Source organism: Pseudomonas syringae group sp. 243L2 (assembly GCF_032587875.1).
Taxonomy (GTDB): domain Bacteria; phylum Pseudomonadota; class Gammaproteobacteria; order Pseudomonadales; family Pseudomonadaceae; genus Aquipseudomonas; species Aquipseudomonas amygdali.
In genome coordinates, this window is the sequence record NZ_JAWHPL010000019.1 from 1 (window position 1) to 22,960 (window position 22,960).

Below are 22,960 nucleotides of genomic sequence, written 5' to 3' on the forward strand. Positions count from 1 at the left end.
CGTCAAGATTAAATTCCAGAAACCCTCATCGCTTACGCGTTGAGGGTTTTTGTTTTTCTGCTGCACAAAAGCTGCCATGAAAATACGTTTTCGTTTCTATGCAGCATGCCTCTGCGTGGCTATTATGCGTGCCTCATTGCCGGGCGACTCCAAATGCTGACCTTGTTAAAGCTTCTTGCCGATGGTGCATTTCATTCTGGACAGGTATTAGGCAATGCCCTCGGCATAAGCCGCAGCGCGGTCTGGAAGCAGCTTCAGCAGCTTGAAGCTGACCTGGGCATAGAGGTGCATAAAGTGCGCGGACGGGGTTATCGACTGGCAACGCCTATTTCGCTTTTAAGCCCCGCTGGCATAGCTCAGTGCGGATTCCCCGCCAACTGGTCTGTACGCACTTACGACACTATCGACTCAACCAATGCAGAGGCCACGCGTCTGATTGCTCACGGAGCTCCCATGCCTTTACTGGTAGTGGCCGAGCAGCAAACCTCGGGAAGGGGGAGGCGGGGTCGAAAGTGGGTAAGTCCATTTGCCGAGAACCTTTATTACAGTCTGGTCCTGCGCATTGATGGTGGAATGCGTCAGCTGGAAGGTCTCAGCCTTTTGGTCGGATTGGCTGTGATGAACGTACTGCGCGACATTGGGGTTCAAGGCGCGGGCCTGAAATGGCCTAATGATGTGCTGGTCGGAAGACAGAAGATTGCTGGCATTTTGCTCGAGCTTGTTGGGGATCCGGCAGACGTTTGTCATGTGATCATCGGAATAGGGGTGAACGTGAACATGCGGTCATCGAGCGAAGTGGATCAGCTATGGACGTCGATTCGACTCGAAACGGGCAGCCTTGCTGATCGGAATCGGATTGCAGCCCTTATAAGCAGTCAGCTTGAGTCTCTTCTGGCAGTTCATCGCAAAGAAGGCTTCGTGGCTTTTCAGGATGAGTGGGAGCGCGGACATTTGTGGCAGGGAGCTGCTGTCAGATTGCTTTCAGGCGCTGAGGCAGTTGAAGGGGTAGTGTTGGGGGTCGACTCGCTTGGAGCGTTGCGTTTGGAAGTGAATGGGGTAGAGAAGAGCTTTAGTGGTGGCGAGCTCAGCCTGAGGTTGCGAGATGATTCTTGAGCTCGACTGTGGCAACAGCTTCATCAAGTGGCGGATAACTGCGAAGAACGATGCGGCAGTGATTAGCGGCGGCGTTGTGGACTCCGATGCTGCCTTGCTGATGCACTTGAGTAATCTGCCTGACACATCATTCACTGACTGCCGTCTGGTGAGTGTGCGTAGTGCCGAAGAAACGGCGAGGCTTGTCTCTTTGCTGGCTGACACCTTTTCCGTTGCGGCTGTCTGCGCGGAACCTGCTCAAGAGCTTGCTGGCGTGATAAATGGCTATGACGACTTCGCGCGTCTGGGGCTGGACCGCTGGCTGGCTTTCGTAGGTGCTTACCATCTCGCCAGAAGCGCGTGCCTGGTGATTGATCTGGGAACTGCTGTGACGTCTGATTTTGTAGACGCCGGTGGTGCGCATCTCGGTGGCTTTATCTGTCCTGGAATGCCCTTGATGCGCAATCAGTTGCGTACTCATACCCGTCGCATCAGATATGACGACACAGAGGCTGAAAAAGCCCTTGCCCGTCTTGTTCCAGGGCGTGCAACTGCAGAGGCCGTAGAGCGCGGCTGCTCGTTGATGCTTCGTGGGTTTGCATTGACTCAGATTGAGATAGCGCAGGGGTACTGGGGCAACGATTTTGCTATTTTTGTGACTGGCGGGGATGCTGCGCTGGTTGCGGATGTACTGCCGGGGGCTCGTATTGTTCCTGATCTGGTCTTCGTGGGTCTGGCTCTGGCCTGCCCTTTGCGTTGAGGTCTCTATGCGTTGGTTATTTCTTCTGCTGTTGATGCTTAATGCCTTTTATTACCTCTGGCATCAGCAGGAGGCTCCGCTCAGGGCTAAAGAGGTCATGCCATTGTCGTTGCATCGCGCTCCTCAGCAGGATATTCGCCTGCTTAGTGAGTCGGATGCGGGGCGCATGTCGCATGATGCCGACACGAAGTGCCTGTATGTCGGTGGCTTTGCGAGGCAAGAGGATGCTCGCCTGGTGGAGCAGCGCTTGAACAGTCTGGATATCCAGTCTCAATTTCAGTCGCTGCAAACGAATGGGGCGACGGCCTACTGGTTAAGGATTGCCCCGGAAAGCCGACGTCTTGTGGAGGCAGGTGTGATCAATCAATTGAGTCAGGATTTCCCACAATTAAAAAATCAAATAATGTCGTGCGAGGGCATTGCAACTGCTGAGTAGTTTACATAGAATGGCGCCCGCTTCGCAGCGAGGTGAAAGTCTCGCGAACGGGGTGGTAGTAGTCAACGCATGTAACCTCAGGTTTTTACTGAGAAAAAGGTTGACAGAAGGGCAGCATGAGTTGAGAATGCTGCCTCGCTTAGGAGGGGTTCCCGAGCGGCCAAAGGGATCAGACTGTAAATCTGACGTCTACGACTTCGAAGGTTCGAATCCTTCCCCCTCCACCAGATTTAGCGCGATCTGCAAATTGCGCGGGTATAGTTTAGTGGTAGAACCTCAGCCTTCCAAGCTGATGATGCGGGTTCGATTCCCGCTACCCGCTCCAGGTTTGTGGTTCATGCATTGTGTTTTGCTCTTGTAGCTCAGTTGGTAGAGCACACCCTTGGTAAGGGTGAGGTCAGCGGTTCAAATCCGCTCAAGAGCTCCATTGCTAAAGGCAGATATGAAAATATCTGCCTTTGTTTTAGGTGGTTGCGCTGTGCGTGATCCGCTTGAAGCTTGTTCGGAGTGCGTCACCTGTAAGGCGCTCCCTGAATAAGGTGTTGAAAAACTCTCGTCAGGTCCGCATAATGGTCGGCCTGATTTTGCTTTTAGGTCAGTAGCTCAATTGGCAGAGCGACGGTCTCCAAAACCGTAGGTTGGGGGTTCGATTCCCTCCTGACCTGCCAGATTTCCTAGATGTAATCTGGCTTTCTTTTCACAGGATCTCCGTAGATGAATCCCAAGGCTGAAGCATCAGACTCTCGCTTTGATATGCTGAAGTGGCTCCTGGTAGTCGTTTTGGTTGTCGTGGGTGTTGTCGGTAATCAGTATTATTCTGCTGAGCCGATCCTGTACCGCGTTCTTGCTCTCCTTGTGATTGCTGCTGCAGCTGCATTTGTTGCGCTGCAGACCGGTAAGGGTAAAGCCTTCTTCGTTTTGGCGAAAGAAGCTCGCGCTGAGATTCGTAAAGTCGTATGGCCTACTCGCCAAGAAACCACTCAAACCACGTTGATCGTTGTGGCAGTTGTGCTGGTTATGGCGTTGCTGTTGTGGGGGCTTGATTCCCTGCTCGGCTGGCTTGTTTCCTTGATAGTTGGCTAAGGGTGTCCCGTGGCTAAGCGTTGGTACGTAGTGCATGCTTACTCGGGTTACGAGAAGCATGTCATGCGCTCGTTGATCGAGCGTGTGAAGCTGGCAGGCATGGAAGATGGCTTCGGCGAAATTCTGGTTCCCACTGAAGAAGTGGTTGAAATGCGTAATGGCCAGAAACGCAAAAGCGAACGCAAGTTCTTCCCAGGTTATGTGCTTGTTCAGATGGACATGAATGAGGGTACTTGGCACTTGGTCAAGGACACCCCGCGTGTCATGGGCTTCATCGGCGGTACCGCAGATAAGCCTGCTCCGATCACTGACAAAGAAGCAGAAGCAATTCTGCGTCGTGTCGCTGACGGTAGCGACAAGCCGAAGCCAAAAACGCTGTTCGAGCCGGGTGAGGTTGTTCGTGTCACCGACGGTCCGTTCGCCGATTTCAATGGCACGGTTGAAGAAGTTAACTACGAAAAGAGCCGGATTCAAGTGGCGGTGCTCATTTTCGGACGCTCTACCCCGGTAGAGCTAGAGTTCAGTCAGGTCGAAAAGGCATAACTGAGCTGGAATCCCATACCCCGCAGCCCAAGGCTGTGGGGTTTTTTCGTCACTGGGATATACGCGTAAGTAACCGGGGAGCCTTTATTGGCGCTTGAACCCGTAATTGGAGTGCCTCATGGCCAAGAAGATAACCGCATACATCAAGCTGCAAGTGAAAGCCGCTCAGGCTAACCCAAGCCCGCCAGTTGGTCCTGCTCTGGGTCAGCACGGTGTGAACATCATGGAATTCTGCAAAGCGTTCAACGCCCGTACTCAGGGTATTGAACCAGGCTTGCCGACTCCAGTGATCATCACTGTATACAGCGACCGTAGCTTCACTTTCGAAACAAAAAGTACCCCTGCATCGGTTCTGCTGAAGAAAGCTGCAGGCTTGACCAGCGGCTCGGCTCGCCCGAACACCGTTAAAGTTGGCACCGTGACTCGTGCTCAGCTGGAAGATATCGCTAAAGCAAAAAATGCGGATCTGACTGCAGCTGACATGGAAGCGGCCGTGCGTACCATCGCCGGTTCCGCTCGTAGCATGGGCCTTAACGTGGAGGGTGTGTAATGGCTAAGCTGACCAAGCGTCAAAAGGCAATCGCCAGCAAGATCGAAGCTGGTAAATCCTACAACTTCGTAGACGCTGCTGCTCTGCTGACCGAGCTGTCGACTGTCAAGTTCAGCGAGTCTGTAGACGTTGCTGTTAACCTGGGTGTCGATCCTCGTAAATCCGACCAGGTTGTACGTAGCGCTACTGTTCTGCCCCACGGTACCGGTAAGACTGTACGCGTTGCAGTTTTCACCCAGGGTCCTGCTGCTGAAGCTGCTCTGGCTGCCGGTGCTGACCGCGTTGGTATGGACGATCTGGCCGCTGAAATGAAAGCTGGCGATCTGAACTATGACGTCGTTATCGCTTCCCCTGACGCAATGCGCGTTGTGGGTCAGCTGGGTCAGGTTCTCGGTCCTCGCGGTCTGATGCCAAACCCGAAAGTCGGCACTGTTACTCCTGACGTTGCTAACGCCGTCAAGAACGCCAAGGCTGGTCAGGTTCGTTATCGTACCGACAAAAACGGCATCATCCACACTTCCGTTGGCAAGGTCGGTTTTGACGCTGTCAAGCTGAAGGAAAACGTTGAAGCCCTGATCGCTGATCTGAAGCGTATCAAGCCTGCTTCTTCGAAAGGTATTTACGTCAAGCGCATCACCCTGAGCACCACTATGGGCCCAGGCCTGGTCATCGACCAGGGTTCGTTGGAAGCGTAAGACAAAATGGTACGGTGATTGATGCCGTACCGTTTGAAAGATTGGGGTCCCTGCCTGGCGGGGGCTATCCAAGACCGTAGGCGACGCAAGTCTTAAACCACAAGCCTACGCAGATGGTGCTCCCGGTTCCTTACCGAATCAGACACCAAAACGACATCTGGCTTCGGTCGGATGAAACGGTAACAAGCAGGAGTTAAACCCGTGGCAATTAAACTCGAAGACAAGAAGGCCATCGTCGCTGAAGTCAACGAGGCTGCCAAAGCTGGTCTGTCCGCTGTCGTGGCTGATGCCCGTGGCGTGACGGTTGGCGCAATGACCGGACTCCGTAAAGAGGCTCGTGAAGCTGGCGTTTACGTACGTGTTGTACGTAACACCCTGCTCAAGCGCGCTGTTGCTGACACTGAATTCAGTGTCCTCAACGACGTGTTCACTGGCCCGACCTTGATCGCGTTCTCCAATGAACATCCTGGCGCTGCTGCCCGTCTGTTCAAGGAATTCGCTAAAGGTCAGGACAAGTTCGAGATCAAGGCAGCTGCGTTCGAGGGCAAGTTCCTCGCAGCTAATCAGATCGATGTACTGGCAAGCCTGCCGACCCGTGACGAAGCAATTTCTCAGCTGATGAGCGTGATTCAAGGCGCTACCAGCAAGTTGGCTCGTACTCTGGCGGCTGTTCGCGACCAAAAAGAAGCAGCTGCAGCCTAAGGCTGAGTCAGATCTTTTCGCGTATTTTTGTTTATTTTGATGGTCGCGTAGGCCGTCCCCCAATTCAGGAAATTGAGTCATGTCCATCTCTCAAGACGATATCCTTAACGCCGTAGCTGAAATGTCCGTTCTGCAGGTTGTAGAGCTGATCAAGGCGTTCGAAGAGAAGTTCGGCGTTACCGCTGCTGCCGGTTCGGCTGGTCCAGCTGTTGCTGCTGCTGTTGTTGAAGAACAAACTGAATTCAACGTCATGCTGCTGGAAGCTGGCGAGAAGAAAGTTAACGTGATCAAGGCAGTACGTGAACTGACCGGTCTGGGCCTGAAAGAAGCCAAGGCAGTCGTTGACGGCGCGCCAGCAATGGTTCTGGAAGCTGTTGCCAAAGACGCAGCTGACAAAGCCAAAGCTACTCTGGAAGAAGCAGGCGCTAAAGTCGAGCTGAAATAAGCATCGACTTTGAGTGTCCAGCCCACGCGATTAGCGAAAGGCTGATGGCTGGTGGCTTTTGCCACCGGCCTTTTTCCGTTATAGACGATTGGCGCTGTCAACGTTTGTAATGTGCTGTATCCACCGATGGCGGTGGCGCAAACCAAGGGGTTTGCAAGATTTTCTGGCTGCTTCCGTCGGGAGGGAGCCAAACAAGCAGGTGACCAAGCTGGGGAACGCTGATGGCTTACTCATATACTGAGAAAAAACGTATCCGCAAGGACTTTAGCAAGTTGCCGGACGTAATGGATGTGCCGTATCTCTTGGCCATCCAGCTGGATTCGTATCGCGAATTCCTGCAGGCGGGAGCGACCAAAGATCAGTTCCGCGACGTCGGTCTGCATGCAGCCTTCAAATCCGTTTTCCCGATCATCAGCTACTCCGGCAATGCTGCGCTGGAGTATGTAGGTTATCGCTTGGGCGAACCGGCATTTGATGTCAAGGAATGCGTGCTGCGCGGTGTGACTTACGCAGTACCTCTGCGGGTCAAGGTCCGTCTGATCATTTTCGACAAAGAATCGTCGAACAAAGCGATCAAGGACATCAAAGAGCAAGAAGTCTACATGGGTGAAATCCCCCTGATGACTGAAAACGGTACCTTTGTAATCAATGGCACCGAGCGCGTTATCGTGTCTCAGCTTCACCGCTCGCCTGGCGTATTCTTCGACCACGACCGTGGCAAGACGCACAGCTCCGGTAAGCTGCTTTACTCCGCTCGTATCATTCCTTACCGCGGTTCGTGGCTGGACTTCGAGTTCGATCCGAAAGACTGCGTATTCGTCCGTATCGACCGTCGTCGCAAGCTGCCTGCGTCCGTACTTCTGCGCGCTCTGGGTTATACCACCGAGCAAGTGCTTGATGCTTTCTACACCACCAACGTATTCCATGTGCGCGGCGAAAACCTGAGCCTGGAACTGGTGCCTCAGCGCCTGCGTGGTGAAATTGCCGTTCTGGATATTCTGGACGACAAGGGCAAGGTCATTGTCGAGCAGGGTCGCCGTATTACCGCTCGTCACATCAACCAGCTGGAAAAGGCCGGGATCAAAGAGCTGGAAGTACCTCTGGACTACGTCCTGGGTCGTACTACTGCCAAGGTCATCGTGCATCCGGCAACCGGTGAGATCATTGCCGAGTGCAACACCGAGCTGAACACTGAAATCCTGGCCAAGATCGCCAAGGCTCAGGTCGTTCGCATCGAAACGTTGTACACCAACGACATCGACTGCGGTCCGTTCGTCTCTGACACGCTGAAGATCGACTCCACCAGCAACCAACTGGAAGCGCTGGTCGAGATCTATCGCATGATGCGTCCTGGCGAGCCGCCAACCAAGGATGCCGCTGAAACACTGTTCAACAACCTGTTCTTCAGTCCTGAGCGTTACGACCTGTCTGCTGTAGGCCGGATGAAGTTCAACCGTCGTATCGGTCGTACCGAAATCGAAGGCTCGGGCGTGCTGTGCAAGGAAGACATCGTAGCGGTCCTCAAGACCCTCGTTGACATCCGTAACGGCAAAGGCATCGTCGATGACATCGACCACCTCGGTAACCGTCGCGTTCGTTGCGTTGGTGAGATGGCCGAGAACCAGTTCCGTGTAGGTCTGGTCCGTGTCGAGCGCGCTGTCAAAGAGCGCCTGTCCATGGCAGAAAGCGAAGGCCTGATGCCTCAGGACCTGATCAACGCCAAGCCTGTTGCGGCGGCGGTCAAGGAATTCTTCGGTTCCAGCCAGCTTTCCCAGTTCATGGACCAGAACAACCCGCTGTCCGAGATCACTCACAAGCGCCGTGTTTCTGCACTCGGCCCTGGCGGTCTGACTCGTGAGCGTGCTGGCTTTGAAGTTCGAGACGTTCACCCGACTCACTACGGCCGTGTTTGCCCGATCGAGACGCCTGAAGGTCCGAACATCGGTCTGATCAACTCCTTGGCGGCTTATGCTCGCACCAACCAGTACGGCTTCCTTGAGAGCCCGTACCGTGTGGTCAAGGAAGGTCTGGTAACCGAAGAAATCGTTTTCCTTTCGGCGATCGAAGAAGCGGACCACGTCATTGCTCAGGCTTCGGCTGCAATGAACGACAAGCAAGAGCTGATCGACGAGCTGGTTGCTGTGCGTCACTTGAACGAATTCACCGTCAAGGCACCAGCCGATGTCACCCTGATGGACGTTTCGCCCAAGCAGGTTGTGTCGGTAGCCGCATCGCTGATCCCGTTCCTCGAGCACGATGACGCCAACCGCGCATTGATGGGTTCGAACATGCAGCGTCAGGCTGTACCGACCCTGCGTGCCGACAAGCCGCTGGTAGGTACTGGCATGGAGCGCAACGTTGCTCGCGACTCCGGCGTTTGCGTCGTGGCTCGTCGTGGCGGCGTGATCGACTCTGTCGACGCCAGCCGTATCGTTGTTCGCGTTGCCGATGACGAAGTAGAAACAGGTGAGGCAGGTGTAGACATCTACAACCTGACCAAATACACCCGTTCGAACCAGAACACCTGCATCAACCAGCGTCCGCTGGTCAGCAAGGGTGACCGTGTTCAGCGTAGCGACATCATGGCCGACGGTCCGTCCACCGATATGGGTGAGCTGGCTCTGGGTCAGAACATGCGCATCGCGTTCATGGCCTGGAACGGTTTCAACTTCGAAGACTCCATCTGCCTCTCCGAGCGTGTAGTTCAAGAAGACCGCTTCACAACGATCCACATTCAGGAACTGACCTGTGTGGCTCGTGACACCAAGCTTGGGCCTGAAGAGATCACCGCCGACATCCCGAACGTGGGTGAAGCGGCTCTGAACAAGCTGGACGAAGCCGGTATCGTTTATGTAGGTGCCGAGGTTGGCGCCGGCGACATCCTGGTGGGCAAGGTCACTCCGAAAGGCGAGACCCAGCTGACTCCGGAAGAAAAACTGTTGCGCGCGATTTTCGGTGAGAAAGCCAGCGACGTTAAAGATACTTCCCTGCGCGTGCCGACCGGCACCAAGGGTACTGTCATTGACGTTCAGGTCTTCACCCGTGATGGCGTCGAGCGTGATGCGCGTGCCCTGTCCATCGAGAAGTCGCAACTCGACGAGATCCGTAAGGATCTGAACGAAGAGTTCCGTATTGTCGAAGGCGCTACTTTCGAACGTCTGCGCTCTGCGCTGGTGGGTCGTGTAGCCGAAGGCGGTGCTGGCCTCAAGAAAGGTCAGGAAATCACCAACGAAGTGCTTGATGGTCTTGAGCATGGTCAGTGGTTCAAGCTGCGCATGGCTGAAGATGCTCTGAATGAGCAGCTTGAGAAAGCTCAGGCCTACATCGTTGATCGTCGCCGTCTTCTGGATGACAAGTTCGAAGACAAGAAACGCAAACTGCAGCAAGGCGATGACCTGGCTCCAGGCGTTCTGAAAATCGTCAAGGTCTACCTGGCAATCCGTCGTCGCATCCAGCCGGGCGACAAGATGGCCGGTCGTCACGGTAACAAGGGTGTGGTCTCCGTGATCATGCCGGTTGAAGACATGCCGCACGATGCCAATGGCACGCCGGTCGATATCGTCCTCAACCCGCTGGGCGTACCTTCGCGTATGAACGTTGGTCAGATTCTCGAAACTCACCTGGGCCTCGCGGCCAAAGGTCTGGGCGAGAAGATCAACCGCATGCTTGAAGAGCAGCGTAAAGTTGCTGAGCTGCGTAAGTTCCTCAACGAGATCTATAACGAAATCGGCGGTCGTCAGGAGTCTCTGGAAGACCTCACCGACAACGAGATTCTGGACCTCGCGAAGAACCTGCGTAACGGCGTACCGATGGCTACCCCGGTTTTCGACGGTGCCAAGGAAAGCGAAATCAAGGCAATGCTCAAGCTGGCAGATATGCCGGAAAGCGGCCAGATGCAGCTGTTCGACGGTCGTACCGGCAACAAGTTTGAACGTGCTGTAACGGTTGGCTACATGTACATGCTGAAGCTGAACCACTTGGTGGACGACAAGATGCACGCGCGTTCCACTGGTTCGTACAGCCTGGTTACCCAGCAGCCGCTGGGTGGTAAGGCACAGTTCGGTGGTCAGCGTTTCGGGGAGATGGAAGTGTGGGCGCTGGAAGCATACGGCGCGGCGTACACTCTGCAGGAAATGCTCACAGTGAAGTCGGACGATGTGAACGGTCGTACCAAGATGTACAAAAACATCGTGGACGGCGATCACCGTATGGAGCCGGGCATGCCCGAGTCTTTCAACGTGTTGATCAAAGAAATCCGTTCGCTCGGTATCGATATCGATCTGGAAACCGAATAACACGTGACGCGAATCGGGGGCAGGGCGGTATTGCCTGCTCCCTGCTCCGCCAGGAGGAAAAGCCTTGAAAGACCTACTGAATTTGCTGAAAAACCAGGGTCAAGTCGAAGAGTTCGACGCAATCCGTATCGGACTTGCATCGCCTGAGATGATCCGCTCTTGGTCGTTCGGTGAAGTTAAAAAGCCGGAAACCATTAACTACCGTACGTTCAAGCCTGAGCGTGACGGTCTGTTCTGCGCCAAGATCTTTGGCCCGGTAAAAGATTACGAGTGCCTGTGCGGTAAGTACAAGCGCCTGAAGCACCGCGGTGTCATCTGCGAAAAATGCGGTGTTGAAGTAGCACTGGCCAAGGTTCGTCGCGAGCGCATGGCTCACATCGAGCTGGCTTCGCCGGTTGCTCACATCTGGTTCCTGAAATCGCTGCCGTCCCGTATCGGTTTGCTGATGGACATGACCCTGCGTGATATCGAACGTGTTCTCTACTTCGAGAGCTATGTCGTTATCGATCCAGGCATGACTACCCTTGAAAAAGGTCAGCTGCTGAACGACGAGCAATACTTCGAAGCCCTCGAAGAGTTCGGTGATGACTTCGACGCCCGCATGGGTGCCGAGGCTGTCCGCGAACTGCTGCACGCTATTGATCTGGAGCACGAAATTGGCCGTCTGCGTGAAGAAATTCCGCAAACCAATTCCGAAACCAAAATCAAGAAGCTGTCCAAGCGTCTGAAATTGATGGAAGCCTTCCAGGGTTCCGGCAACCTCCCTGAGTGGATGGTGCTGACCGTTCTGCCGGTTCTGCCGCCAGATCTGCGTCCTCTGGTTCCGCTTGACGGTGGCCGTTTCGCGACGTCCGACCTCAACGATCTGTATCGTCGAGTGATCAACCGTAACAACCGTCTGAAGCGTCTGCTGGATCTGTCTGCTCCCGACATCATCGTGCGCAACGAAAAGCGCATGCTGCAGGAAGCGGTCGATGCTCTGCTCGACAACGGTCGTCGCGGTCGTGCGATCACAGGTTCGAACAAGCGTCCTCTGAAGTCCCTGGCTGACATGATCAAGGGTAAGCAGGGTCGTTTCCGTCAGAACTTGCTCGGTAAGCGCGTTGACTACTCGGGCCGTTCGGTAATTACCGTAGGTCCGACCCTGCGTCTGCACCAGTGCGGTCTGCCGAAAAAAATGGCTCTCGAGCTGTTCAAGCCATTCATCTTCGGCAAGCTGGAAATGCGTGGCCTGGCCACGACCATCAAAGCTGCCAAGAAGATGGTCGAGCGCGAGCTGCCAGAGGTCTGGGACGTTCTTGCTGAAGTAATTCGCGAACACCCGGTGCTTCTGAACCGCGCGCCAACTCTTCACCGTCTGGGTATCCAGGCGTTTGAACCAGTACTGATCGAAGGTAAGGCTATTCAGCTGCACCCGCTGGTCTGTGCTGCGTACAACGCCGACTTCGACGGCGACCAGATGGCCGTTCACGTACCTTTGACGCTGGAAGCTCAGCTCGAAGCGCGTGCACTGATGATGTCGACCAACAACATTCTGTCGCCAGCCAACGGTGAGCCAATCATCGTTCCTTCGCAGGACGTTGTACTGGGTCTGTATTACATGACTCGTGAAGCGATCAACGCCAAGGGCGAAGGTCGTGTGTTTGCGGACCTGCAGGAAGTCGACCGCGTATTCCGCGCCGGCGAAGCGGCTCTGCATGCCAAGGTCAAGGTTCGTATCCACGAAACGGTCAACGACCGTGACGGTGGCAGCGTCAAGAACACCCGTATCGTCGACACCACTGTCGGCCGTGCGCTGCTGTTCCAGGTGGTTCCGGCCGGCCTGTCCTACGACGTCGTCAACCAGCCCATGAAGAAGAAGGCGATCTCCAAGCTGATCAACCAGTGCTACCGCGTGGTTGGTTTGAAAGAGACCGTGATCTTCGCTGACCAGTTGATGTACACCGGTTTTGCCTACTCGACCATTTCGGGTGTTTCCATCGGCGTTAACGACTTCGTTATCCCGGATGAAAAAGCTCGCATCATCGACGCGGCCACCGAAGAAGTTAAAGAGATCGAAAGTCAGTACGCCTCCGGCCTGGTAACCCAGGGCGAGAAGTACAACAAGGTGATCGACCTCTGGTCCAAGGCCAACGACGAAGTGTCCAAGGCAATGATGTCGAACCTCTCGAAAGAGAAGGTCATCGATCGTCATGGCGTCGAAGTTGACCAGGAATCCTTCAACTCGATGTACATGATGGCTGACTCCGGTGCTCGTGGTTCTGCTGCCCAGATTCGTCAGTTGGCTGGTATGCGTGGTCTGATGGCCAAGCCTGACGGCTCCATCATCGAAACGCCGATCACTGCGAACTTCCGTGAAGGTTTGAGCGTACTTCAGTACTTCATCTCCACTCACGGTGCTCGTAAGGGTCTTGCGGATACCGCACTGAAAACCGCTAACTCCGGTTATCTGACTCGCCGTCTGGTAGACGTTGCTCAGGATCTGGTCGTTACCGAGGTGGATTGCGGTACCGAGCACGGTCTGCTGATGACTCCGCACATTGAAGGCGGTGACGTTGTAGAGCCGCTGGGTGAGCGCGTACTGGGTCGAGTTATCGCCCGTGACGTGTTCAAGCCGGGCACAGAAGACGTCATCGTTCCTGCTGGCACACTGGTAGACGAGAAGTGGGTCGAGTTCATCGAGCTGAACAGCATCGACGAAGTAATCGTTCGCTCGCCAATCAGCTGTGAGACGCGCTACGGCATCTGTGCCAAGTGCTACGGTCGCGACCTGGCTCGCGGTCACCAGGTTAACATCGGTGAAGCTGTCGGCGTAATCGCTGCACAGTCGATCGGTGAGCCGGGTACCCAGCTGACAATGCGTACGTTCCACATTGGTGGTGCGGCAAGCCGGACCTCGGCAGCCGACAGCGTTCAGGTGAAGAATGGCGGTACTGTCCGTCTTCACAACCTGAAGCATGTTGAGCGTGTTGACGGTCACCTGGTTGCGGTATCCCGCTCCGGTGAGCTGGCCATCGCTGATGACTTCGGTCGCGAGCGTGAGCGTTACAAGCTGCCATACGGTGCAGTGATTTCGGTGAAGGAAGGCGACAAGGTCGACGCTGGTTCGATCGTGGCCAAGTGGGATCCGCACACTCACCCAATCGTTACCGAGATGAAAGGTACTGTTACCTACGTCGGCATGGAAGAAGGCATCACGATCAAGCGTCAGACAGACGAGTTGACCGGTATGACCAACATTGAAGTGCTTGACGCCAAAGACCGTCCGGCTGCCGGCAAGGACATCCGTCCTGCTGTGAAGATGGTCGGTCTGGATGGCAAGGATCTGCTGTTGCCGGGTACTGACGTACCTGCTCAGTACTTCCTGCCGGCCAACGCCCTGGTCGGTGTGGCTGACGGTGCGCAGATCGCGATCGGTGATGTTATCGCTCGTATTCCGCAGGAAACTTCGAAGACTCGTGACATCACCGGTGGTCTGCCGCGTGTTGCCGACCTGTTCGAAGCCCGTCGTCCGAAAGAGGCGTCGATCCTTGCAGAAGTCAGCGGTACCATCGCATTCGGTAAAGAGACCAAGGGCAAGCGCCGTCTGGTCATTACCCCGAACGACGGTAGCGATCCGTACGAAGAGCTGATTCCGAAGTGGCGTCACCTGAACGTCTTCGAAGGCGAACAAGTGAACCGCGGCGAAGTTATCTCCGACGGTCCTAGCGATCCACACGACATCCTGCGTCTGCTGGGTGTGAGTGCGCTGGCCAAGTACATCGTTAACGAGATTCAGGATGTATACCGTCTGCAAGGCGTGAAGATCAACGACAAGCACATCGAGACGATTCTGCGTCAGATGCTGCGCAAGGTTGAAATTGCCGAGTCTGGCGATTCCAGTTTCATCAAGGGTGACCAGATGGAATTGACTCACGTACTGGTAGAAAACGAGCGTCTGAGCACGGAAGACAAGTTTGTCTCCAAGTTCACTCGCGTGTTGCTGGGTATCACCAAGGCATCGCTGTCCACCGAGTCGTTCATCTCCGCGGCCTCCTTCCAGGAGACAACCCGCGTGCTGACCGAGGCGGCTGTGACTGGCAAGCGCGATTATCTGCGCGGCCTGAAGGAAAACGTGGTTGTGGGTCGTCTGATCCCGGCCGGTACCGGTCTGGCTTATCACAGCGAGCGCAAGCGTCGTCGTGAAATGGACAAACCGACCCGTGTCAGCGCGAGCGAAGTAGAAGCCGCTCTGACGGAAGCGTTGAACTCCAGCGGTAATTGAGACTAAAGCCTCGGCATTTTCATCTGGCAGACAGCACGTTTTCGTGTTGTTTGCCTCTTGAGGATGTCGGGGCTTTGTCTTGACTGGGGGCGGGATCCTCTTTAGACTCTTGTACCCCTAAATTTGGCGGGGCTTGTGCCCTGTCATTTGCTTTTCTTGTAAGACAATAGCGTCGCAAGACAACAGTGGAGCTAGTAGATGGCAACTATCAACCAGCTGGTACGTCAGCCGCGTAAGCGTATCGTCGAGAAATCCGACGTGCCTGCGCTGCAGAACTGCCCGCAACGTCGCGGTGTGTGCACTCGTGTGTATACCACCACGCCGAAAAAACCTAACTCGGCATTGCGTAAAGTCTGCCGTGTGCGCCTGACCAACGGTTTCGAGGTTTCCTCGTACATCGGTGGTGAAGGTCACAACCTGCAAGAGCACAGCGTGGTACTGATCCGTGGCGGTCGTGTAAAAGACTTGCCAGGTGTTCGTTATCACACCGTTCGTGGTTCTCTGGATACTTCCGGCGTTAAAGGCCGGAACCAGGGTCGCTCGAAATACGGTACCAAGAAGCCTAAGTAGTTTTTGGCTTCTGTGTGAAATTGCAGATTTCTATTTTTCTGAGTCGATAAGAGTAAGGTCGGGCGCATCCCTTGCAGGATGGTGGTCCCGAGCTAACCTGAAGACCGTTTGAGGGCTTATCCATGCCAAGAAGACGCGTAGCAGCCAAGCGCGAAGTGCTTGACGATCCAAAATACGGCAGCCAGATCCTGGCCAAGTTCATGAACCACGTTATGGAAAGCGGCAAGAAAGCCGTTGCCGAGCGTATCGTTTATGGCGCGCTGGAAAAGGTTAAAGAACGCAAGAACAGCGACCCCCTGGAAATCTTCGAGAAAGCTCTCGACGCCATCGCTCCGCTGGTCGAAGTAAAGTCGCGCCGTGTAGGCGGTGCCACTTACCAGGTTCCTGTCGAAGTTCGTCCGTCCCGTCGTAATGCTCTGGCAATGCGTTGGCTGGTAGACTTCGCGCGCAAGCGCGGTGAGAAGTCAATGGCGCTGCGTTTGGCTGGCGAACTGCTGGACGCCGCCGAAGGTAAAGGTGCTGCGGTCAAGAAGCGTGAAGACGTGCACCGTATGGCTGAGGCCAACAAGGCTTTCTCGCACTACCGCTTCTAATTTCAGCGTCACTAATTTTGCGAGGGCTTTATGGCTCGTACTACTCCGATTGGCCGCTACCGTAACATTGGTATCGTTGCTCACGTGGATGCTGGTAAAACCACCACCACCGAGCGCGTCCTTTTTTACACCGGCAAAAGCCACAAAATGGGCGAGGTGCATGACGGCGCCGCGACCACGGACTGGATGGTTCAGGAGCAGGAGCGTGGTATTACCATTACTTCTGCTGCTATTACTGCCTTTTGGCAGGGTTCCGAGAAGCAACACAAAGACCAATACCGTTTCAACGTTATTGACACCCCGGGCCACGTTGACTTCACCATTGAAGTTGAGCGTTCCCTGCGTGTACTCGACGGCGCGGTCGTTGTGTTCTGTGGCACTTCCGGTGTAGAGCCGCAGTCCGAAACCGTATGGCGTCAGGCCAACAAGTACGGTGTTCCACGTATCGTTTACGTGAACAAGATGGACCGTGCTGGTGCAAACTTTCTGCGCGTGATCGCTCAGATCAAGCAGCGTCTGGGCCACACCCCGGTGCCGATTCAGTTGGCCATTGGTGCCGAGGACAACTTCCAGGGTCAGATCGATCTGATGTCCATGGAAGCTGTTTACTGGAATGATGCCGACAAGGGTATGGTTCCACGTCGTGAGCCTATCCCTGCTGAACTGCAGGAACTGGCTGACGAGTGGCGCAGCAACATGGTTGAGGCTGCTGCCGAAGCCAGCGAAGAGCTGATGAACAAGTACCTCGAAGGTGAAGAGCTCACCAACGAGGAAATCAAGGCCGCTCTGCGTCAGCGTACTATCGCTGGTGAGATCGTTCTTGCTGTTTGCGGTTCTTCCTTCAAGAACAAGGGTGTTCCCCTGGTTCTCGACGCCGTGATCGACTACCTGCCGGCTCCGACCGACATTCCAGCTATCAAGGGTTCCGATCCTGATAACGAAGAAGTCCTGATGGAGCGTCATGCAGACGACAACGAGCCGTTCTCGGCTTTGGCGTTCAAGATCGCTACCGACCCATTCGTGGGTACCTTGACTTTCGTCCGCGTTTACTCGGGCGTGTTGGCATCCGGCGACGGCGTGATCAACTCGGTGAAAGGCAAGAAAGAGCGTGTGGGTCGTATGGTGCAAATGCACGCAAACGCCCGCGAAGAAATCAAGGAAGTTCGCGCTGGTGACATCGCGGCCTTGATCGGCATGAAGGACGTCACCACTGGTGAGACCTTGTGCAACGCTGACAAGCCAATCATCCTGGTTCGCATGGACTTCCCGGAGCCGGTTATTTCGGTTGCCGTTGAGCCAAAAACCAAGGATGACCAGGAAAAAATGGGTATCGCTCTGGGCAAACTTGCTCAGGAAGACCCTTCTTTCCGCGTCAAGACTGATGAAGAGACTGGTCAAACGATCATCTCTGGCATGGGCGAGCTGCACCTGGACATCCTGGTTGACCGGATGCGCCGTGAGTTCAACGTCGAAGCCAACATCGGCAAGCCTCAGGTTTCCTATCGTGAGCGCATCACGAAGAATTGTGAAATCGAAGGCAAGTTCGTTCGTCAATCCGGCGGTCGTGGCCAGTTCGGTCACTGCTGGATCCGTTTTGCACCTGCTGACGAAGGTCAGGAAGGTCTGCAATTCGTAAACGAAGTGGTAGGTGGTGTTGTTCCCAAGGAATACATCCCGGCTATCCAGAAGGGTATCGAAGAGCAGATGAAGAACGGCGTTGTTGCCGGCTATCCGCTGATCGGCCTGAAGGCTACCGTGTTTGATGGTTCCTACCATGACGTCGACTCGAACGAGATGGCGTTTAAGGTGGCTGCTTCCATGGCGACCAAGCAACTGGCCCAGAAGGGCGGTGGTGAGTTGCTTGAGCCGATCATGGCGGTAGAGGTTGTTACGCCTGAAGACTATATGGGTGACGTGATGGGCGACCTTAACCGCCGTCGCGGCATGATCCTGGGTATGGAAGATACGGTTTCCGGCAAAGTAATTCGTGCCGAGGTTCCGTTGGGTGAGATGTTCGGTTATGCGACCGACGTTCGCTCCATGTCTCAGGGTCGCGCAAGCTACTCTATGGAATTCAAAAAATACAATACAGCTCCGTCGCACATCGTCGAAACTGTAACCAAAAAACAAGGCTGATTCAGCGCCTTTAGGCTAGGAGTTATTTGTCGTGGCTAAAGAAAAATTTGATCGTTCCCTCCCGCACGTCAACGTTGGCACCATTGGTCACGTTGACCACGGTAAAACCACGCTGACCGCTGCTCTGACTCGCGTCTGCTCCGAAGTTTTCGGTTCGGCTGCTGTTGAATTCGACAAGATCGACAGCGCACCGGAAGAGAAAGCTCGTGGTATTACCATCAATACCGCGCACGTTGAATACAAATCGTTGATCCGTCACTACGCTCACGTTGACTGCCCAGGTCACGCTGACTACGTGAAGAACATGATCACCGGTGCTGCCCAGATGGACGGCGCGATTCTGGTTTGTTCGGCCGCTGATGGTCCGATGCCACAAACCCGTGAGCACATCCTGCTGTCCCGTCAGGTTGGCGTTCCGTACATCGTGGTTTTCCTGAACAAGGCTGACCTGGTAGACGACGCTGAGCTGCTGGAACTGGTTGAGATGGAAGTGCGCGATCTGCTGAGCACTTACGACTTCCCAGGCGACGACACTCCGATCATCATCGGTTCTGCTCGTATGGCTCTGGAAGGTAAAGACGACAACGAAATGGGCACCACTGCCGTTCGTAAACTGGTTGAAACACTGGACTCCTACATTCCAGAACCAGTTCGTCTGACCGACAAGCCGTTCCTGATGCCAATCGAAGACGTGTTCTCGATCTCCGGTCGCGGTACTGTTGTGACTGGTCGTATTGAGCGCGGTATCGTCAAGGTTCAGGATCCACTGGAAATCGTTGGTCTGCGTGACACTACCGTCACCACCTGCACCGGTGTTGAAATGTTCCGTAAGTTGCTCGACGAAGGTCGTGCTGGCGAGAACTGCGGCGTTCTGCTGCGTGGTACCAAGCGTGACGACGTTGAGCGTGGCCAGGTTCTGGTCAAGCCAGGTACCGTCAAGCCGCACACTCAGTTCGAAGCTGAAATCTACGTTCTGAGCAAAGAAGAAGGCGGTCGTCACACTCCGTTCTTCAAAGGCTACCGTCCACAGTTCTACTTCCGTACTACCGACGTAACTGGTAGCTGCGAACTGCCGGAAGGCGTAGAAATGGTTATGCCAGGTGATAACGTTAAAGTTTCCGTTACCCTGATCAAGCCAATCGCAATGGAAGATGGTCTGCGTTTCGCAATCCGTGAAGGCGGTCGTACCGTCGGCGCTGGCGTCGTGGCCAAAATCATCGCGTAAGCGTTGATTCCCAAAAAGAGCCCCCGCAACGCGGGGGCTTTTTTATTGGGTTGACACCTAGTGAGGTCGTCTATAGAATTGCGCCTCCTTTTAACGGGCGTATTGCGCTCGGTGGGAACAGCAATCTGGAGTCTGAATCCAATGCAAAACCAGCAAATCCGTATCAGGTTGAAGGCTTTTGACCATCGCCTGATCGACCAATCAACCCAGGAAATCGTGGAAACCGCGAAACGTACTGGTGCACAGGTGCGTGGTCCGATTCCACTGCCGACTCGTAAAGAGCGGTTCACCGTTCTGGTTTCTCCGCACGTCAACAAAGACGCGCGCGACCAGTATGAGATCCGTACTCACAAGCGTGTTCTGGACATTGTTCAGCCAACGGAAAAAACCGTTGATGCGCTTATGAAGCTTGATCTTGCGGCCGGTGTGGAAGTTCAGATCAGCCTCGGCTAAGACTTGGGTCTTAGTCGTGTAACGCTCTGAAATGGGCGGCCATAGCGGGTGAAAGCCCCGTACACTCATGAGGTTTACAACATGACTATTGGTGTAGTCGGTCGTAAATGCGGTATGACCCGTATTTTCACCGAAGAAGGTGTCTCCATTCCGGTCACGGTCATTGAGATCGAGCCGAATCGCGTCACTCAGTTCAAAACCGAAGAAACCGATGGCTATCGTGCAGTGCAAGTCACTGTCGGCGAGCGTCGCGCTTCGCGTGTTACAGCCGCTCAGGCTGGCCACTTCGCTAAGGCGAACGTTGCCGCCGGTCGTACCGTCATGGAATTCCGTCTTGAAGAAGGCGACTACCAGGCTGGCGATCAGATCAACGCTGAAATCTTCGCCGCTGGTCAACTGGTTGATGTAACCGGTCAGTCCAAGGGTAAAGGCTTCCAGGGTACGATCAAGCGTTGGAATTTCCGTGGTCAAGACAATACCCACGGTAACTCCGTCTCCCACCGCGTCCCAGGCTCTATCGGCCAGTGCCAGACTCCTGGTCGTGTATTCAAGGGCAAAAAAATGTCCGGTCATATGGGCGCTGAGCGCGTGACCGTGCAGTCCCTGGAAGTAGTGCGCGTGGACGCTGAACGCAATCTGTTGTTGGTCAAGGGTGCTGTTCCTGGCGCTACTGGCGGCAACCTGGTTGTACGTCCGGCAGCCAAGGCTCGCGGTTAAGGGGAAGCTGACATGCAATTAAATGTAAATGACGCTCAGGCAATCGAAGTTTCCGAACTGACATTTGGCGGCGAATTCAACGAGACGCTGGTTCACCAGGCAGTCGTGGCCTACATGGCTGGCGGTCGTCAGGGCAGCAAGCAGCAAAAGACCCGTTCCGACGTTCGTGGTGGCGGTAAGCGCCCTTGGCGTCAGAAAGGTACTGGCCGTGCTCGTGCCGGTACTATCCGTAGCCCAATCTGGCGTGGCGGCGGTACCACTTTCGCAGCTCGTCCTCAGGATCACACTCAGAAGCTCAACAAGAAGATGTATCGCGCTGCTTTGCGCTCCATCCTTGCTGAACTGGTTCGTACTGATCGTCTGGTCGTGGTTCAGGACTTCGCTGTTGAAGCACCGAAAACCAAAGATCTGCTGAACAAGCTGACTGGCATGGGCCTGACTGACGTCCTGATCGTGTCTGACGCTGTTGACCAGAATCTGTACCTGGCTGCTCGTAACCTGCCACACGTTGATGTACGTGATGTTCAAGGTTCCGATCCAGTTAGTCTGATCGCATACGACAAGGTGTTGATCACCGTGTCGGCCGTGAAGAAATTCGAGGAGCTGCTGGGATGAACCAGGAACGCGTATTTAAAGTTCTGCTTGGCCCGCACGTTTCCGAAAAGGCTACGGTTCTTGCAGACAAAAAAGGTCAGTTCGTTTTCAAGGTTGCTACTGACGCAACCAAGCTGGAAATCAAGAAGGCCGTCGAAAGCCTGTTCAGCGTGAAAGTAGAGCGTGTTACTACCCTGAACGTTCTGGGTAAGAGCAAGCGCACTGCTCGCGGTCTGGGCAAGCGTAATGACTGGAAGAAGGCAGTTATCTCCCTTCAGCCAGGCCAAGATCTCGATTTCAGCAGCAGTGCTGAGTAAGGAAGGGGTGCATCATGGCAATCGTTAAATGCAAACCGACTTCCCCTGGCCGCCGTTTTGTGGTCAAGGTGGTCAACCAGGAGCTGCATAAAGGCGCTCCTCACGCACCGCTGCTCGAGAAAAAATCGAAGTCTGGTGGTCGTAACAACAATGGTCGTATTACTACCCGTCATATCGGTGGTGGCCATAAGCAGCATTATCGTCTGGTCGACTTCCGTCGCAACGACAAGGATGGCATCGCTGCCACCGTCGAGCGTATCGAATACGATCCAAACCGTACTGCTCACATTGCTCTGCTGCTTTACGCAGACGGCGAGCGCCGCTACATCATCGCCCCTAAAGGCGTGAGTGCTGGCGACCAGTTGATTGCAGGTGCTCTGGCACCAATCAAGCCGGGCAACGCTCTTCAACTGCGCAACATTCCAGTTGGTAGCACCGTACACGGCATCGAACTGAAGCCAGGTAAAGGCGCACAGATCGCTCGTTCTGCTGGTGCCTCGGCACAGCTGATCGCTCGTGAAGGCGTGTACGTAACCCTGCGTCTTCGCTCCGGTGAAATGCGTAAAGTACTGTCTGAGTGCCGTGCAACGCTGGGCGAAGTCTCGAACTCCGAGCACAGCCTTCGTTCGCTGGGTAAAGCTGGTGCCAAACGCTGGCGTGGCGTTCGCCCAACCGTTCGTGGTGTTGCCATGAACCCGGTTGACCACCCACATGGTGGTGGTGAAGGTCGTACCTCTGGTGGTCGTCATCCGGTATCGCCGTGGGGCTTCCCGACTAAGGGCGCGAAGACTCGTGGTAATAAGCGTACCGACAAAATGATCGTCCGTCGTCGCAAGTAAATAGAGGGATACGACAGTGCCACGTTCTCTGAAAAAAGGTCCTTTTATTGATCTTCACCTACTGAAGAAGATCGAAGTGGCGGCGGAAAAGAACGATCGCAAACCAGTTAAAACCTGGTCGCGTCGTTCGATGATCCTGCCACAAATGGTCGGTCTGACCATTGCAGTGCATAACGGTCGTCAACATGTTCCAGTTCTCGTGAACGAAGACATGGTCGGCCATAAACTAGGCGAGTTTGCCGGTACCCGCACATATCGTGGGCACGTGGCAGACAAGAAAGCCAAGCGTTAAGGGGTAAGGAACGATGGAAGTAGCCGCTAAGTTGTCGGGCGCTCGAATCTCCGCCCAGAAAGCCCGCTTGGTCGCCGACCAGATCCGCGGGAAGAAGGTGGGCGAAGCGCTCAACCTGTTGGCTTTCAGCAGTAAGAAAGCCGCCGAGATCCTGAAGAAAGTGCTGGAGTCGGCTGTAGCCAACGCCGAGCATAACGAAGGCGCAGACGTTGATGACCTTAAGGTCTCCACCGTTTTCGTCAACGAAGGGCGTTCGCTGAAGCGCATCATGCCACGTGCTAAAGGCCGTGCTGATCGCATCGTCAAGCGGTCTTGCCATATCACTGTCAAGGTTGCTGACAAGTAACGGAGTCGAAGAG

The 22,960-nt window shown here is 54.8% G+C and carries 22 protein-coding genes and 4 tRNA genes; all 26 read left to right on the top strand.

What is annotated here, in order from left to right; genetic code table 11:
• The first annotated feature begins 153 nt into the window (after positions 1-153).
• The 26 genes from birA to rplV all read left to right on the top strand — a co-directional run bounded on the left by birA (position 154) and on the right by rplV (position 22,947).
• A complete protein-coding gene (gene birA, locus RYB66_RS10305; RefSeq protein WP_316894349.1) occupies positions 154-1,113 on the top strand; it encodes a bifunctional biotin--[acetyl-CoA-carboxylase] ligase/biotin operon repressor BirA in 960 nt (319 codons plus the stop codon).
• Entirely contained in the window at positions 1,103-1,852 is a 750-nt protein-coding gene (locus tag RYB66_RS10310) for a pantothenate kinase (protein WP_005781959.1), read from the top strand. Before birA ends, RYB66_RS10310 begins: the two co-directional genes overlap by 11 nt.
• Before the next feature lie 7 nt (positions 1,853-1,859).
• Entirely contained in the window at positions 1,860-2,288 is a 429-nt protein-coding gene (locus tag RYB66_RS10315; RefSeq protein ID WP_005745989.1) for a hypothetical protein, read from the top strand.
• Positions 2,289-2,430: 142 nt separating this feature from the next.
• Positions 2,431-2,515: transfer RNA gene (locus tag RYB66_RS10320), tRNA-Tyr, on the top strand.
• Between the two features lie 24 nt (positions 2,516-2,539).
• Positions 2,540-2,613: transfer RNA gene (locus RYB66_RS10325), tRNA-Gly, on the top strand.
• Positions 2,614-2,639: 26 nt separating this feature from the next.
• Positions 2,640-2,715 (top strand) — tRNA-Thr (locus RYB66_RS10330).
• Positions 2,716-2,880: 165 nt separating this feature from the next.
• Positions 2,881-2,956, top strand: a tRNA-Trp gene (locus tag RYB66_RS10335).
• Positions 2,957-3,002: 46 nt separating this feature from the next.
• Complete coding sequence (gene secE, locus RYB66_RS10340; RefSeq protein ID WP_002555502.1) at positions 3,003-3,371, top strand: preprotein translocase subunit SecE; 369 nt, start codon at positions 3,003-3,005, stop codon at positions 3,369-3,371.
• Positions 3,372-3,380: 9 nt separating this feature from the next.
• Positions 3,381-3,914, top strand: coding sequence for a transcription termination/antitermination protein NusG (gene nusG, locus RYB66_RS10345; protein WP_002555501.1), 534 nt, complete (start codon positions 3,381-3,383; stop codon positions 3,912-3,914).
• Positions 3,915-4,032: 118 nt separating this feature from the next.
• Positions 4,033-4,464 carry a 50S ribosomal protein L11 gene (gene rplK, locus RYB66_RS10350; RefSeq protein ID WP_002555500.1) on the top strand — a complete coding sequence of 144 codons (432 nt, stop codon included), beginning with the start codon at positions 4,033-4,035 and terminating at the stop codon, positions 4,462-4,464.
• Positions 4,464-5,159 (top strand): 50S ribosomal protein L1, encoded by a 696-nt coding sequence (gene rplA / locus RYB66_RS10355; protein ID WP_002555499.1) that lies wholly within the window; start codon positions 4,464-4,466, stop codon positions 5,157-5,159. Before rplK ends, rplA begins: the two co-directional genes overlap by 1 nt.
• Before the next feature lie 201 nt (positions 5,160-5,360).
• Positions 5,361-5,861 carry a 50S ribosomal protein L10 gene (gene rplJ / locus RYB66_RS10360; protein ID WP_003431816.1) on the top strand — a complete coding sequence of 167 codons (501 nt, stop codon included), beginning with the start codon at positions 5,361-5,363 and terminating at the stop codon, positions 5,859-5,861.
• Between the two features lie 79 nt (positions 5,862-5,940).
• Positions 5,941-6,306: a 50S ribosomal protein L7/L12 gene (gene rplL / locus RYB66_RS10365; RefSeq protein ID WP_002555497.1), complete on the top strand. Its 366-nt coding sequence runs from the start codon at positions 5,941-5,943 to the stop codon at positions 6,304-6,306.
• Positions 6,307-6,527: 221 nt separating this feature from the next.
• Positions 6,528-10,601, top strand: a complete 4,074-nt coding sequence (gene rpoB / locus RYB66_RS10370; RefSeq protein WP_003317110.1) for a DNA-directed RNA polymerase subunit beta — start codon at positions 6,528-6,530, stop codon at positions 10,599-10,601.
• A gap of 64 nt (positions 10,602-10,665) precedes the next feature.
• Positions 10,666-14,865 carry a DNA-directed RNA polymerase subunit beta' gene (gene rpoC / locus RYB66_RS10375; protein WP_002555495.1) on the top strand — a complete coding sequence of 1,400 codons (4,200 nt, stop codon included), beginning with the start codon at positions 10,666-10,668 and terminating at the stop codon, positions 14,863-14,865.
• A 198-nt stretch (positions 14,866-15,063) separates the two neighbouring features.
• Positions 15,064-15,435, top strand: coding sequence for a 30S ribosomal protein S12 (gene rpsL, locus RYB66_RS10380; RefSeq protein ID WP_002555494.1), 372 nt, complete (start codon positions 15,064-15,066; stop codon positions 15,433-15,435).
• Positions 15,436-15,557: 122 nt separating this feature from the next.
• Positions 15,558-16,028, top strand: coding sequence for a 30S ribosomal protein S7 (gene rpsG / locus RYB66_RS10385; RefSeq protein WP_002555493.1), 471 nt, complete (start codon positions 15,558-15,560; stop codon positions 16,026-16,028).
• 30 nt (positions 16,029-16,058) lie between these two features.
• Positions 16,059-18,164, top strand: coding sequence for an elongation factor G (gene fusA, locus RYB66_RS10390; protein WP_004666356.1), 2,106 nt, complete (start codon positions 16,059-16,061; stop codon positions 18,162-18,164).
• A gap of 31 nt (positions 18,165-18,195) precedes the next feature.
• Positions 18,196-19,389, top strand: coding sequence for an elongation factor Tu (tuf, locus tag RYB66_RS10395; protein WP_003369027.1), 1,194 nt, complete (start codon positions 18,196-18,198; stop codon positions 19,387-19,389).
• Between the two features lie 141 nt (positions 19,390-19,530).
• Positions 19,531-19,842, top strand: coding sequence for a 30S ribosomal protein S10 (rpsJ, locus tag RYB66_RS10400; protein WP_002555491.1), 312 nt, complete (start codon positions 19,531-19,533; stop codon positions 19,840-19,842).
• Positions 19,843-19,923: 81 nt separating this feature from the next.
• A complete protein-coding gene (rplC, locus tag RYB66_RS10405; protein WP_002555490.1) occupies positions 19,924-20,559 on the top strand; it encodes a 50S ribosomal protein L3 in 636 nt (211 codons plus the stop codon).
• Between the two features lie 12 nt (positions 20,560-20,571).
• Positions 20,572-21,174 (top strand): 50S ribosomal protein L4, encoded by a 603-nt coding sequence (gene rplD / locus RYB66_RS10410; protein ID WP_002555489.1) that lies wholly within the window; start codon positions 20,572-20,574, stop codon positions 21,172-21,174.
• The gene (gene rplW, locus RYB66_RS10415) at positions 21,171-21,470 is read left to right on the top strand and encodes a 50S ribosomal protein L23 (RefSeq protein WP_002555488.1); all 300 of its coding nucleotides are present in this window, start codon (positions 21,171-21,173) and stop codon (positions 21,468-21,470) included. The genes rplD and rplW overlap by 4 nt, the downstream gene beginning before the upstream one ends.
• A 14-nt stretch (positions 21,471-21,484) precedes the next feature.
• Positions 21,485-22,309, top strand: a complete 825-nt coding sequence (rplB, locus tag RYB66_RS10420) for a 50S ribosomal protein L2 (RefSeq protein WP_003317104.1) — start codon at positions 21,485-21,487, stop codon at positions 22,307-22,309.
• Positions 22,310-22,325: 16 nt separating this feature from the next.
• Positions 22,326-22,601, top strand: coding sequence for a 30S ribosomal protein S19 (gene rpsS, locus RYB66_RS10425; protein ID WP_002555486.1), 276 nt, complete (start codon positions 22,326-22,328; stop codon positions 22,599-22,601).
• A gap of 13 nt (positions 22,602-22,614) precedes the next feature.
• Positions 22,615-22,947, top strand: a complete 333-nt coding sequence (gene rplV, locus RYB66_RS10430; RefSeq protein WP_002555485.1) for a 50S ribosomal protein L22 — start codon at positions 22,615-22,617, stop codon at positions 22,945-22,947.
• Positions 22,948-22,960: the final 13 nt, after the last annotated feature.

Excerpts from the sequence above, each read along its gene's own strand:
- rplD (WP_002555489.1), top strand. The coding sequence starts at position 20,572 with ATGCAATTAAATGTAAATGACGCTCAGGCAATCGAAGTTTCCGAACTG.
- fusA (WP_004666356.1), top strand. The coding sequence starts at position 16,059 with ATGGCTCGTACTACTCCGATTGGCCGCTACCGTAACATTGGTATCGTT.
- rplL (WP_002555497.1), top strand. The coding sequence starts at position 5,941 with ATGTCCATCTCTCAAGACGATATCCTTAACGCCGTAGCTGAAATGTCC.
- rpsG (WP_002555493.1), top strand. The coding sequence starts at position 15,558 with ATGCCAAGAAGACGCGTAGCAGCCAAGCGCGAAGTGCTTGACGATCCA.
- rplB (WP_003317104.1), top strand. The coding sequence starts at position 21,485 with ATGGCAATCGTTAAATGCAAACCGACTTCCCCTGGCCGCCGTTTTGTG.
- rplC (WP_002555490.1), top strand. The coding sequence starts at position 19,924 with ATGACTATTGGTGTAGTCGGTCGTAAATGCGGTATGACCCGTATTTTC.
- rpoB (WP_003317110.1), top strand. The coding sequence starts at position 6,528 with ATGGCTTACTCATATACTGAGAAAAAACGTATCCGCAAGGACTTTAGC.
- secE (WP_002555502.1), top strand. The coding sequence starts at position 3,003 with ATGAATCCCAAGGCTGAAGCATCAGACTCTCGCTTTGATATGCTGAAG.
- RYB66_RS10315 (WP_005745989.1), top strand. The coding sequence starts at position 1,860 with ATGCGTTGGTTATTTCTTCTGCTGTTGATGCTTAATGCCTTTTATTAC.
- rpsJ (WP_002555491.1), top strand. The coding sequence starts at position 19,531 with ATGCAAAACCAGCAAATCCGTATCAGGTTGAAGGCTTTTGACCATCGC.
- birA (WP_316894349.1), top strand. The coding sequence starts at position 154 with ATGCTGACCTTGTTAAAGCTTCTTGCCGATGGTGCATTTCATTCTGGA.
- rplV (WP_002555485.1), top strand. The coding sequence starts at position 22,615 with ATGGAAGTAGCCGCTAAGTTGTCGGGCGCTCGAATCTCCGCCCAGAAA.
- rplA (WP_002555499.1), top strand. The coding sequence starts at position 4,464 with ATGGCTAAGCTGACCAAGCGTCAAAAGGCAATCGCCAGCAAGATCGAA.
- RYB66_RS10310 (WP_005781959.1), top strand. The coding sequence starts at position 1,103 with ATGATTCTTGAGCTCGACTGTGGCAACAGCTTCATCAAGTGGCGGATA.
- rpsL (WP_002555494.1), top strand. The coding sequence starts at position 15,064 with ATGGCAACTATCAACCAGCTGGTACGTCAGCCGCGTAAGCGTATCGTC.
- rplK (WP_002555500.1), top strand. The coding sequence starts at position 4,033 with ATGGCCAAGAAGATAACCGCATACATCAAGCTGCAAGTGAAAGCCGCT.
- rplW (WP_002555488.1), top strand. The coding sequence starts at position 21,171 with ATGAACCAGGAACGCGTATTTAAAGTTCTGCTTGGCCCGCACGTTTCC.